Origin of the sequence: Xanthomarina sp. (assembly GCF_035306705.1) — a bacterium.
Classification (GTDB): domain Bacteria; phylum Bacteroidota; class Bacteroidia; order Flavobacteriales; family Flavobacteriaceae; genus Xanthomarina.
Genome location: NZ_DATGNO010000135.1, coordinates 1 through 12,901 on the forward strand (window position 1 = coordinate 1; position 12,901 = coordinate 12,901).

The 12,901-nt window shown below is 38.2% G+C and carries 9 protein-coding genes; 2 read left to right on the forward strand and 7 right to left on the reverse strand.

The annotated features are described in order from the left end of the window. From VKY47_RS10980 to VKY47_RS10990, 3 genes are all read right to left on the reverse strand, one after another. A partial coding sequence (locus VKY47_RS10980) for a succinate dehydrogenase/fumarate reductase iron-sulfur subunit (RefSeq protein ID WP_324312783.1) occupies nucleotides 1–692 on the reverse strand: 692 nt, incomplete at its 3' end. A 7-nt stretch (nucleotides 693–699) separates the two neighbouring features. Next, a complete protein-coding gene (locus VKY47_RS10985; protein ID WP_324312784.1) occupies nucleotides 700–2,610 on the reverse strand; it encodes a fumarate reductase/succinate dehydrogenase flavoprotein subunit in 1,911 nt (636 codons plus the stop codon). Nucleotides 2,611–2,617: 7 nt separating this feature from the next. Then, the gene (locus VKY47_RS10990) at nucleotides 2,618–3,277 is read right to left on the reverse strand and encodes a succinate dehydrogenase cytochrome b subunit (RefSeq protein WP_324312785.1); all 660 of its coding nucleotides are present in this window, start codon (nucleotides 3,275–3,277) and stop codon (nucleotides 2,618–2,620) included. Between the two features lie 501 nt (nucleotides 3,278–3,778). Between VKY47_RS10990 and VKY47_RS10995 the strand changes: the two genes are divergently transcribed. Continuing rightward, the gene (locus VKY47_RS10995; protein WP_324312787.1) at nucleotides 3,779–5,923 is read left to right on the forward strand and encodes a M3 family metallopeptidase; all 2,145 of its coding nucleotides are present in this window, start codon (nucleotides 3,779–3,781) and stop codon (nucleotides 5,921–5,923) included. 300 nt (nucleotides 5,924–6,223) lie between these two features. Here the strand turns inward: VKY47_RS10995 and VKY47_RS11000 are convergent, their stop codons facing one another. From VKY47_RS11000 to VKY47_RS11015, 4 genes are all read right to left on the reverse strand, one after another. Further along, nucleotides 6,224–7,027 carry a T9SS type A sorting domain-containing protein gene (locus VKY47_RS11000; protein WP_324312789.1) on the reverse strand — a complete coding sequence of 268 codons (804 nt, stop codon included), beginning with the start codon at nucleotides 7,025–7,027 and terminating at the stop codon, nucleotides 6,224–6,226. 232 nt (nucleotides 7,028–7,259) lie between these two features. After that, a complete protein-coding gene (locus tag VKY47_RS11005; RefSeq protein ID WP_324312791.1) occupies nucleotides 7,260–8,579 on the reverse strand; it encodes a T9SS type A sorting domain-containing protein in 1,320 nt (439 codons plus the stop codon). Between the two features lie 287 nt (nucleotides 8,580–8,866). Continuing rightward, nucleotides 8,867–9,520, reverse strand: coding sequence for a DNA-binding response regulator (locus tag VKY47_RS11010; protein ID WP_324312793.1), 654 nt, complete (start codon nucleotides 9,518–9,520; stop codon nucleotides 8,867–8,869). 13 nt (nucleotides 9,521–9,533) lie between these two features. Next, nucleotides 9,534–11,195, reverse strand: a complete 1,662-nt coding sequence (locus VKY47_RS11015; protein WP_324312795.1) for a tetratricopeptide repeat-containing sensor histidine kinase — start codon at nucleotides 11,193–11,195, stop codon at nucleotides 9,534–9,536. 790 nt (nucleotides 11,196–11,985) lie between these two features. On the opposite strand from VKY47_RS11015, the gene VKY47_RS11020 reads away from it, so the two are divergent. Further along, nucleotides 11,986–12,901: lipoate--protein ligase (locus VKY47_RS11020; protein ID WP_324312797.1), on the forward strand; the 916-nt coding region annotated here is incomplete at its 3' end.

The following is a 12,901-nucleotide window of genomic DNA, read 5'->3' on the forward strand; positions in this document are numbered from 1 at the left end:
CTAATAGAAATCTCTGCTGGACATTCCACCTCACAAGCGCCCGTAAAGGTGCAACTGCCAAAGTTCTCCAATTCCATTTGAGCCGTCATTTCAAGGACGCGTTTATGGGCTTCTGGTTTGCCTTGTGGCAATTTATTCAGATGATTGATTTTGGCCGAAACAAATAAGGCGGCCGAGGCGTTTTTACAGGTCGCCACACAAGCACCGCAACCAATACAAGCGGCCATATCCATCGCACTATCTGCCATTTCTTTGGGTATAAGAATGGCATTTGCCTCTGCGGCCGTACCTGTTTTTGCAGTAATATAGGCACCTTGTTCTATAATCCGATCAAAAGCGGAACGATTTACCACCAAATCTTTCACAATTGGGAATGCCCCTGCTCGCCAAGGCTCTACCACAATGGTATCGCCATCTTTAAAACTCCGCATGTGCAATTGGCAGGTCGCCATATGATCGTGAGGGCCATGGGCCCGACCATTAATAAACACCCCACATTGTCCACAAATACCTTCTCGACAATCAGACTCAAACGCGATGACTTTTTCATTTTTTAAGACGAGTGTTTCGTTTAAATAATCCAAAGCCTCTAAAAAAGACATGTCTTCAAACAGCCCATCAATGTCATAGGCTTTTAGAATGCCTTTTACATCGGGGCCTTCTTGTCTCCATATTTTAAATGTTACTTTCATCGGGCTATCATTTATAACTTCTTACAGTTGGTTGTACATATTCAAATTCTAAGGCTTCCTTATGCAGTTTAAAATTCCCTGCATCGTACTCCCAAACAGATACATAGGAAAAATCTTTATCGTTGCGCATGGCTTCGCCTTCTTCGGTTTGATATTCTTCTCTAAAATAAGCACCACAGGATTCGTCGCGCTGTAGGGCATCGGTACACATCAGGATGGCTAATTCAATAAAATCTGCCAGTCGCAAGGCTTTTTCTAATTCAGGATTCATTTCATGGGCGCTTCCTGTAACCTTCACATCTTTCCAGAATTCTCTTTTAATGTGATTAATTTGTACAATCGCATGTTCCAGACCCAGCTTATTCCGACTCATGGCACATTCTTGCCACATTACTTTTCCTAACTCTCGGTGGAAATCGTCTGTAGTTCGAGTTCCTTTAATACTCAATATGTTATTGATTTGTGCTTGAACCTCAGCCTCTACTTTAGAAAATTCCGGATGGTCTACCCCAGGATGTCTTTCCCGTAACTCCCCTTCCAAATAATTATTAATGGTATTAGGCAATATAAAATAACCATCTATACTGGTTTGAAGTAAGGAATTCGCGCCTAATCGATTGGCCCCGTGATCGGAATAATTACATTCTCCAATGGCATAGAGCCCAGGAATGGTGGTCATTAATTCATAATCTACCCAAAGCCCACCCATAGAGAAATGTGCTGCTGGCGAGATCTTCATCGGTTCCTGATAGGCATTGATGCCAGTTATTTTTTCGTACATGGTAAAGAGATTCCCATATTTATCTTCAATAAGGTCCTTGCCCAATTTGTTTATGGCATGTTTAAAATCCAAATACACCGCATTTTTTAATGGTCCAACACCATAACCGCCATCTATACGCTCTTTCGCGGCACGGGAGGCAATATCTCTTGGGGCTAAATTTCCATAGCTCGGATACCGTCTTTCCAAGTAATAATCACGTGCCTCTTCAGGGATATCTCTTGCTTTTCTTGGGTCGTCTTTTTGCTTGGGAACCCAAATGCGCCCATCATTCCGAAGCGATTCCGACATTAAGGTCAGTTTGGATTGGGCATCACTAGTTTGCGGTAAAGCAGTGGGATGAATTTGAGTAAAACTAGGAGCTGCAAAGTATGCCCCGCGTTTATGCGCTTTCCAAATAGCACTTCCGTTGCAACCTATGGCCAAAGTGGACAATCTAAAAACGCGAGAATAGCCTCCGGTGGCGAGCACAAGGGCATCGGCGGCAAATCTTTTAATCGCGCCTGTTTCCAAATCCCGTACAATAACACCTTTTGCTTTCCCGTTTATAACCACCACATCCAACACGTCATGTCTAGGTAACATGGTAACTTTTTTAGCCCGAATCATCTTGGATAATTGAGAATATGCGGCTAATACAAGCTGTTGTCCCGTTTGTCCACGCGCATAAAACGTACGTTGTACCTGTACGCCACCAAAACTTCTATTGGCCAACACGCCACCATATTCTCGTGCAAAAGGAACGCCTTGTTGCACAAAATGATCTATTAAAGGTGCTGATAATTCCGCCAGTCTGTAGGTATTGGCTTCTCGAGACCTGAAATCGCCTCCTTTTATGGTATCATAAAACATGCGCCATACACTATCGCTGTCATGTTGATAGTTTTTAGCGGCATTAATGCCTCCTTGAGCTGCTACGGAATGGGCTCTTCGTGCGGAATCCTGATAACAAAAACATTGCACCTCATAGCCAGATTCTGCCAAGGTGGCGGCAGCTCCAGCACCAGCCAATCCAGAACCCACAACGATAATTTGGAGTTTCTTTTTATTGGCTGGGTTGATTAAATGCGATTTGGCTTGATAGTTTTTCCACTTATCTTCTAGACGGCCTTCCGGAATTTTTGAATCTAATGTCATGTTTTAGTTATTTGAAGTAAATAATTATAGGAATTATTCCAAAACCTACACTAATGATAAGGGCATATATAAGCGACACTCGAGCCAATACCTTAAGTCCCTTTTTATGATAAAAGCCCAATGTTTTAAAAGCCGATTTGAGTCCGTGATGCAAATGAAACCCTAAAGGAATCATTAAAACCGAATAAAAAAGCATGTAATAAATATTGTGGAATAAGGTGTAAGTCACTTCATAGACATCAATGTTTCCTGCGGCATCCAAGCCAACATCTTCACCAATGCCCAATTTTACGCGTGCCCAAAAATTCAAGAGATGAATCAGGATGAAAATCAAGATAAGAATACCTAATACACCCATATTTTGTGAAGCCCAAGAGCTCGTTTCACTTTTATGATTAACAAGATACCGCTCCCGTTTGGACCTGCGATTTCTATAGGTAATAATCCCCGCATAAACCACATGTAAAACAATAGATAGGTAAAGCAAGTAGGCCACCAAGGTAATCAGTGGACTTTCTCTTAAGATTGTTGAATAGGAATTATACAAGCCTCTAGCCATAGCTTCAGGCAGTAATAAAAGTGCATTTGCCGACAAATGAACAATAAGAAAAATACAAAGGAATAATCCAGTAGTGGCAACCATACTTTTTCTAAAAAACATGCTCATGATGGGATACTCTTTTATGGTGAAACATGAGAGTTGGTAGTCGGTATTTCATTTTAATTTCAGGTCTTTTGTTACTTGTTTTGGGGTCAATCGATAGGCATCAAAAGTGTTAAACAATCTGTGCATCCAATGGGCAACCCATGATGACAGGACTAATATAAGGATTTAAAAAGAGAATAAGTTTCAAAAACAGTGCATCATGTCATTCATATCTGGAATATGCGCCTGATGATCTGGAAACCCAATTCTTGACTCCTTTTCCCAAGATCATCCCGGCAAAACAATATAAATTTTCTTACTTCTATTTACAGGCACCTTTTATAGAACCTCGATTCGTTGGCGCCATAGAGCGTGCCCAAAATTAGTGTTCCATGGTATAAACTTTGAAAAATCACTTCTTCTTCAAAAATTATAAAATATTTAAGAATCTTCATTCTTTATTTCAGTATCTTGATTTTTTGAGTAAAAACGAACAAAATTAGACACTAAAAACAAATATCAATGATTTCTAAATCTATGAAAGCTACCGTTATATGTAGCATGGTTCTATTTGCAAGCTGTAAAGAAGACCCTAAAACCCCCGAAAAAACAATGAGCGACAACGTGCTAACCCAAGAATGGACGGGACCTTATGAAGGTGTTCCTGCTTTCGACAAAATGTCTGTAGACGCTATAAAATCTGCTGTAGAAGAAGGCATGGAACTGAATCTGGCTGAAATTGAATTGATTGCCAATAATACAGAAGCCCCAACTTTCGAAAACACCATTGCGGCCATGGAAAGTGCTGGAAAAACGCTCAAACGTGTTTTTGCATATTATGGGATTATGGGTAGCAATGTATCCTCCCCAGAATTTAGGGCGGTCCAAGCAGAATTGGCACCAAAGCTCTCGGATTTTAGATCTCAAATTTCTCAAAATGAGGCCTTATTCCAACGTATAAAAACCGTTTACGAAGCGTCTCTAGAAACCCCTTTGGAACCACAAGCTCAACGTGTGGTGGACTTAACTTATAAGCAATTTGAAATGGATGGCGCCAACCTGGATGCCGAAAAGAAAAAACGCTATGCCGAAATCAACAAAGAACTTTCTACGCTCTACACCGATTTTGCAAACAATGTGTTGCATGATGAGGAAAATTATATCACCTATTTAAATAAAGACCAACTGGGCGGTTTGGCTGATGGCTTTATAAAGTCGGCTGCAAAAATTGCAACAGACAAAGGACAGGATGGTAAATATGCCATTACCAATACACGTTCCTCCATGGACCCCTTCCTCACCTACTCTACAGAACGTGAATTGCGCAAGCAAGTCTGGGAAAACTATTACTCGAGAGGCGATAATAACGACGAATACGATAACAAAAAAATGATCGCAGAGATTTTAAAACTGCGTAAAGAACGTGTGGGTTTAATGGGTTATAACAATTTTGCGGAATGGCGTTTACAGGATCGTATGGCAAAAACTCCAGAAAACGCCATGGATTTAATGCTTAAAGTCTGGCCAGCGGCCACTGCAAGAGTCAAAGAAGAAGTAGCAGATATGCAAACAGTAGCAAATGAGTTGGGCGATAAAATAACCATTGAGCCTTGGGATTACAGATACTACGCTGAAAAAGTACGCAAAAAAACCTACGATTTAGATAGTGAAGAAGTGAAGCAATATCTACAATTGGACAAACTAACAGAAGCCATGTTCTTTACGGCAGGCGAATTGTTTAACTATAACTTCACACCGGTTCCAGAAGGTTCAGTTCCTGTGTTTCATGAAGATGTAAAGGTTTGGGAAGTCACCGACAAACAGTCTGGCAAACATATTGGCTTATGGTATTTAGACCCTTTTTCTCGAGAAGGCAAACGTTCTGGAGCCTGGGCAACAACGTATAGAAGTTATAGCTCTTTTGAAGGAGAAACCAATGTATTGGCTTCTAATAATTCCAACTTTGTAAAACCAGCACCAGGAGAAGCAGTTTTAGTTTCTTGGGATGATGCCATTACATTCTTTCATGAATTTGGTCATGCCTTACATTTCTTTTCTGCCAATGTAAAATACCCAACCTTAAATGGCGGTGTTAGAGATTACACCGAATTTCAATCGCAATTATTAGAGCGTTGGTTATCGACCGATAAAGTAATCAATCAATTTTTGGTACACTATAAAACAGGCGAACCGATTCCTGCTTCTTTAGTTGAAAAAATCAAAAATGCAGCAACTTTTAATCAAGGTTTTGGAACCACAGAATATTTGGCATCCGCTTTAATGGATATGAAATTACATTTAGCAGATCCAATAAATATCGACATCGCTACTTTTGAACGTGAAACCCTGGACGAATTGGGTATGCCAAAGGAGTTGCCAATGCGTCATAGAACGCCACAGTTTGGACATGTATTTTCTGGCGAAGGTTATGCCACCGCCTATTACGGATATATGTGGGCCGATGTGCTTACTGCCGATGCTTCTGAAGCTTTTAAAGAGGCTGAAGGTGGTTTTTACGATAAAGAAGTGGCAGATAAATTGGTGAAATATCTATTTGCTCCACGTAATGCCATGGATCCAGCGGAAGCATATAGAAAATTTAGAGGTCGCGATGCAAACATTGAAGCCCTGATGAGAGATCGTGGATTTCCTGTTACAAAGAGTTAAACCAAAGCAACAACTAGTTCAAACAAAAAAGCAAGCGTGAAAGCTTGCTTTTTTTGTTTGTAACAACAGAATAAAGGAAGCCGTTTTTAAAACACTTAAATTTAGAGCTTATCTTTCAGGGTATTTCTAAGAATAGACAGACTTTAAAATTAATTTTTTTTAGTCATACAAACCTCCTGAAAACAAAAAAAACTGAACAAGAATAACATCCCTGTTCAGCTTCAACCTTCTTCTCATGCAATGTCTCCCCTTTCAATATAAAACCTGATATTAAATGGTTCAAAAAAATCTTTAATTCCTCTATTTCTTTATAATTCTAAATGTATGTTCACCATCGTCAGTAAATAATTTCAACATATATGGACCAACTGGTAACGTAGATACATTTAACTCCAGTCGAGATGCGGTCGGTTCTTGCATCAAAACTTCTTGTCCAAGCATGTTGTAAACCTGAACCTTTTGAATGGCCGATTTATAAGCAATATTTAAAACATCTTGTGTTGGATTTGGATATATAGACAGCGCCTTTCTTTCAAAAGTATCCACTCCTAAGGTTTGTACGTTTAAGGTGAAATCTAGAGCTTGTCCAGCACTTGGCGATACGGTTTGTGTCATCCAATCATATTTTTTTAAGGCACAAGGATCTGTTATAACTACAGAAGTATCATCTATAGCTGTTTTTGTAATTCTAAAACGTGTACTTCCTAACATCGCGTTTGATGGTATCGAAAACTGCAAAGTCATATAGTTCCCATCGGATCCAGTAGAGTTGGTAATCGTTCCCATTTGCATCACATCCATAGGATCGTCTAAAATACCATTTTGATCCCAATCGATATAAGCAACAAATTCGTTATCGAAATTACCATGTGTATTTCCTTTAAATTCAAGAAATATAAATTGACCTGGATTTACATGTATAACGGTAGCTGTTTTGTCTATTATCTGAGATGTGGTATCCGAATTGGTTATGGTCGTACCAGCCATGCTAATGGAGGTTATTTCTTCAACTCCGGTAGTTGTAACATCACAGTACGGGTTTGGAAAGTTCTGAGCCTGTACTCCTAAAGATAATAACGCAAGTGCAAAAGTAATTTTTTTCATAATCGTTTTTTATTAATATAAGTTTTGAATTTATCCAACATATCATGTCAGTTATTCTTATATCAATTGAATTATAAAATTGTTACCCTCCTAATTGAAATCTTTTTAATTATAATTTATTATTGACGGTATAAAATAAGAAAACTGAACAAAATAATGATCTTGTTCAGTTTTTAATTTGAAGTGTTTAATAATTACATCCCATAAGAAGACTTAGAGACCTTGTAAGCGTTTATCGCTTTATAATTCTAAAATTATGCGCTCCTTCTTGGGTAAATAATTTCACAAGGTATGCTCCAGCGGCTAACGACGACAAGTCCAACTGCAATCGAGATGCCGTTGTATTTTGCAGATACACTTCTTGCCCTAATAGATTATAAATTTTCACTTGATTTAATTCCGATTTATAAGTTATATTCAATAGGTCCTTTACAGGATTTGGATAAACTGATAAAGCATTCGCATCAAATGTTTTTACGCTTAAAGCACCAATATTTAGAGAAAAATCCAAGGCCTGTCCATAACCTTCATAAGGGCCATAGCCAAAAGGATAAAACTCTATGGCACATGGATTTATTTCTGCTGGAGAATCTGGATCTTGATACGATTTGGTAATTCTAATTCGGGTCGTACCCACAACAGCATCCATTGGAACCGTAATATTAAAGATAACCGAGATGCCATCATTCCCCTCCGAATCGGTTAACGTTCCTAATTCATAGATTTCTCCGGCATCGTCCAAAACATTGTTTTGATTCCAATCAATAAAAGCAACAATATCATCATCGAAGGCACCATGGGTATTTCCTTCCACCTTGATAACATAAGTCTCTCCTGGAGTAACATTTACAACAGTCGCTGTGGCATCTATTAAAAGAATACTTGCATCCGAATTAGTGATTTCTGTTCCATCAAAATCGACCAAGGTAATTTCTTCAATAAGAGCGCCATTATCGGCCATGTCGCAATATGGAGCTGGAAAAGGCCCAGGATTAAATGCCTCAACTTCTAAAGTAAAATCCAAGGCCTGTCCATAACCTTCATAAGGGCCATAGCCAAAAGGATAAAACTCTATGGCACATGGATTTATTTCTGCTGGAGAATCTGGATCTTGATACGATTTGGTAATTCTAATTCGGGTCGTACCTAAAACAGCATCCGTTGGAACCGTAATATTAAAGATAACCGAGATGCCATCGTTCCCCTCCGAATCGGTTAACGTTCCTAATTCATAGATTTCTCCGGCATCGTCCAAAACATTGTTTTGGTTCCAATCAATAAAAGCAACAATATCATCATCGAAGGCACCATGGGTATTTCCTTCCACCTTGATTACATAAGTCTCTCCTGGATTGACAGTAACAACAGTGGCTGTGGCATCTATTAAAAGAATACTTGCATCCGAATTAGTGATTTCTGTTCCATCAAAATCGACCAAGGTTATTTCTTCAATAAGAGCACCATTATCGGCCATATCGCAATAAGGACTTGGGAACGTTTGGGCTTGCATGCCAAATGTCAATAAGGCAAGAACGAAAGTAATTTTTTTCATAAATTTTAAAATTTGATTATCTAACAAGATATAAAAATAAAACATAAAATCCTTCATGGTATTGATTATTAATAAAATAGAAAACAGAAGTTGTTTAGCAGGAAATAGAGTTCGATGTTAGTAGACAGAAAGGAGATCCAGCAAACCATGCCAACAAAAAAAAGCGCATCCTATAACAGATGCGCTTCTCAATTTTCCCACACTAATAAAATAAATTAATAGCTTGGCACAAATTTATCACCAAGAATTGTCATTTCCTTACTGTTTCCCGTAATCTGCTAAAAAAATTAAATAAGCCCTAAATCTTTTACAATGGCCACTAAATGGATCACATTGTTGGCTTTAAATTGAATGCGTAGTTTATTGAGGCGTTTTTCTATGGTACTCAAACTGTTGGGAAACAGATTATCGTTTCTTAATTGCTGACTAATCTGGTCCTGGCTAAGGCCTTCCGATAAATATTTAACAATTAAAATATCGAAATCGTCTATCTCTAAATGCGATTTTTTACTTAAAGCTGGAGCCACTTGTTCGGACACGTATAATTGGTTGGCGTACACCAAATTTATAGCTTCAGTTAATTCATCGAGTCCTCTTCTGCCCTTGCAGACATAGGCTTTTATACCATACTCCCTGATTAATTTTCGCGTGCGTTGTATGCGATCTTCTATAGAATAAACAATGATTTTCAAATCTGGGAATTCGTTGTGAATAGCCGCTACCAACTCTTCCCCTGAAGCATATTCTTGATCGCGATGGTCCTTTTTAAAGGATAGATCGGTTATAAGCAAATCGTAGGGCTGCTGATCTTGATAACTCTTCTTGATTTTTAAATAAGCGTCATCGCAATACTGCACAGAGAGCACATCCGCTACCTTTAAAGTCTTTAAAACACTTAGCATCCCGAGATTAATGCTTACCAAATCGTCTGCTACTATCACCTTTTTAAACATACTAAATAATTATTCCGGCCTGAAAGCCTTCGTTAATTTCCGATTGAAAGATAATAGAACCTTTTATGGTTTGAATACGGTTTTCCGTATTTTGAAGACCATTTTGAATTTTTAATTGACATCCCACGCCATTGTCCTTGTAATCGATATAAATTTTATGACCATTTTGCTTAAAACTTAAAACAACCAAACTGGCCTGACTGTGTTTTTTCATATTGGTCAACAATTCCTGAAGCACCCGGTAAATAGCCACTTTCTTATTGGTTTTAAGCAGCTTCCAATCTACTTTAGAAATGTCTTTGGTAATAATATTGACCTCCTTATTTTCATAGTACATAATTAAATCTGCTAAGACATCTTGAAAATCTTCTTCGACATTAATTTCTTGATGTTCTCTGGAAATATCTCTTGTTTTATTATATACGGCTTCCAAATGATCTAAAATAGCCTCGTTAGCCACATCTTCATGTTGCAGTTTGTTCATAATATGATATACTTCATTTGCCACCTCGTCGTGCACCTTTTTCGAGATGCGTAATTCGGTATTATAAACTTCTATTTGTTGTCTCTTTTGATGTTGGTGTTTTTGAAAAACAACCACGGTGACCCCTATTCCTAACGCGAGCAAAGCCAAAAATCCATAGAAATATTTAAAGAGTTTTTCTTTTTCAAGCTCTAAAAGCCTTTCGGCGGCCAAAGCTTCTTGTTTTTCCAAAGCATATTTCTTGGAAGCATACTTTCCTTCCACCAACCAATTGGCTGTTTGTATGCTATCTATCATAGCATCGTAGACAAGCACTTCTGCATCGTCTTTTAAACCTATTACAAGACTCAACGCATGTAGCATTTCATTCGGGTTCTTGGATTTTTGCGCCAATTTATAAGCTTCTTCAGCATAATATCTGGCTTCCTCCAAATTCCCTGCTTCTTTATAATATTCGGAGAGATCGTGATAACTGCCAAGAATATCGGAGTTGGTCCCTAAGGCCAAGCGGATATCCAAGGCCTTTTTAAGGTCTAAAACGGCACTTTTATCCTGCAATTTACCTTTTACCATCCCTAAGTTATTCAGGCTTCGCGCCAAGATAACCGAATCGTTTAAAATCTGACCTTCCTTATAAATAGCAGCAAACGCTTGTTGTGCCAAATCCAAATGGTTCTGTTTAAACTGGGCATAAGCAATATTATTTCGTAGAACCAATTCCTGGATCTTGCTTTCGGCTAAAGCCAAGGCTTTTTCGTAATAAAATATGGCATTGGCATAATCCTGCATTTCGCTATAAACTCGTCCCAAATGATTGTAAATACCAGTTCTAGACTCTTTGTTTCCTTGGGTTAACGGAAGGTTTTCTACAAGATGCAACGCTTCGATAGCAGAGGTTTCACTATCGTATAAAACACCTAGTTTCTTTTGAATAATGGCTAATTGCCTAAGGCTATAAATAGCATGTAACGTATCGGATGCCTTAAGACTTTCCTCCTTTTTGGTTCTATAGAACACAAAGGCTTGTAGTAAATCTGTTTTGGAATCCGACTTAAGAACTTTCTGGTAATAATATCCCGAGCTGTCCACAGGGGTTTGCTGAAGCACGCTGCTAAACACCTGATGGCAGGACACAAAGCTAAGTGCTAAAAGGATTAAGATGTTGATTTGGGTAGTCATGTATATCTTTGGTACAACTAAAAACAATTAAAACTCATGGCACGGTGTATAAAGGAAAAAATCTAAAGGAATTGAACTGCTCCAAACATATAAAAACATAGGCAATAACATCGTTTAAAAACGCGACATAGATGCCGGATATCCATCAAATTATTTTCCTATAACCATAAAAACAAGCTTACCACATAAGCAACCAATACAATTATTGGCCGATAATTCTAAATGGGTATCACCCTGTTTTTCCAAATAGCCAAAATACGTTTTTACTTGTAAATAAAAGCTGTTTTTTGCATATCTTCATAACAGTCCTCATCCAAAAAGTCGTTTTACCTATGGCAATCCTTATTGGCTACCCACAAAGAATTTGAAAGAGCTAGACTTTTAACCATTCCTTTTAAGCGATGCTCCGGATAAATTCCGGAACTTCCATGACATAGTATCTTCCATAAAATAAATTAAAAAAAAGGGCTCTACACTTCTGTAGAACCCTAACAATTAACCAAAAAAACTATTTGCTATCAATCAATCTTGGTATCCGTACTTCCAAGTACTTCTTAAAACATCTGCGCCACGACCAATTTCTTCTTTAGCAATTTACTGGGGCAAATGTACCATGCTTATTTTGATTGGTTTATGACGTTTCATGTCATAAGACAATTAAATTATAAAATTATAAGCGCATCATAAAGGGAGATATTATTGAAATCAGCTACAGAATTTTAGCATCTATAAATTCGCTTCCAGTCATTTTAGTTATCTTTGTAAGGCACTTAAAAAAATAGAAAACACCATGATTTTTATTGATAACGAAGGACACACAAATCCCAAATTAAATTTGGCCTTAGAGGAATATGCCTTAAGAAATTTTGACAGCTCAACAGATTACCTATTATTTTATATCAACGAACCTTCCATTATAATTGGTAGAAATCAGAATACTTTAGAGGAAATCAATCAGGAATATATTGAAGAGAACCAGATTCATGTGGTGCGAAGAATTTCGGGTGGTGGTGCCGTTTATCACGATTTGGGAAATTTAAACTTTAGTTTCATCACCAATCACGATGGGAAAAGCATTAGCAACTTCAAGAAATTTACAGCTCCAGTAATTCGTGTGCTTAACAACATGGGCGTTTCAGCCGAACTAAAGGGGCGAAATGATATTTTGGTCGACGACAAGAAAATCTCGGGTACCGCGCAATTTTCTACCGGAAAACGAATGATTAGTCACGGCACGCTTTTATTCGATACGGATATGAGCGAAGTGGTAAAAGCGCTTCAAGTAAAAATGAGTAAAATAGCCTCCAAAGGACATAAATCCGTAAGAAGTCGCGTGGCCAACATCAGCGAGTTTCTAAAAGCTCCCATGTCCATGGAGGTCTTTAAAAATCAAATTCTAACGGGTTTGTACGAAGCCAGTGAGCCGTTTGAAACTTACAAATTAACGGAAGCCGAATGGGAAGCCGTTCATCAACTCAAAGCCGAGAAATACGATTTATGGGACTGGAATTTTGGACGTTCGCCGAAGTTTAATATCCAACGCAACAAACGTTTTCCAATTGGGGAAATAGACCTTCGCATATTTGTAGAAAAAGGACTGATTACCGATTTTAAAGTCTTTGGCGACTTCTTTGGCGAAAAACCCGTAGGAGATATCGAAAGCCTGCTTCTTGGTGTGGCTTACGACAAACATGAAATTGATAAGC

Coding starts and splice junctions, on each gene's coding strand:
- VKY47_RS10990 (WP_324312785.1), bottom strand. CDS start 3,277: ATGAGCATGTTTTTTAGAAAAAGTATGGTTGCCACTACTGGATTATTC.
- VKY47_RS11015 (WP_324312795.1), bottom strand. CDS start 11,195: ATGACTACCCAAATCAACATCTTAATCCTTTTAGCACTTAGCTTTGTG.
- VKY47_RS11005 (WP_324312791.1), bottom strand. CDS start 8,579: ATGAAAAAAATTACTTTCGTTCTTGCCTTATTGACATTTGGCATGCAA.
- VKY47_RS10985 (WP_324312784.1), bottom strand. CDS start 2,610: ATGACATTAGATTCAAAAATTCCGGAAGGCCGTCTAGAAGATAAGTGG.
- VKY47_RS10995 (WP_324312787.1), top strand. CDS start 3,779: ATGATTTCTAAATCTATGAAAGCTACCGTTATATGTAGCATGGTTCTA.
- VKY47_RS11000 (WP_324312789.1), bottom strand. CDS start 7,027: ATGAAAAAAATTACTTTTGCACTTGCGTTATTATCTTTAGGAGTACAG.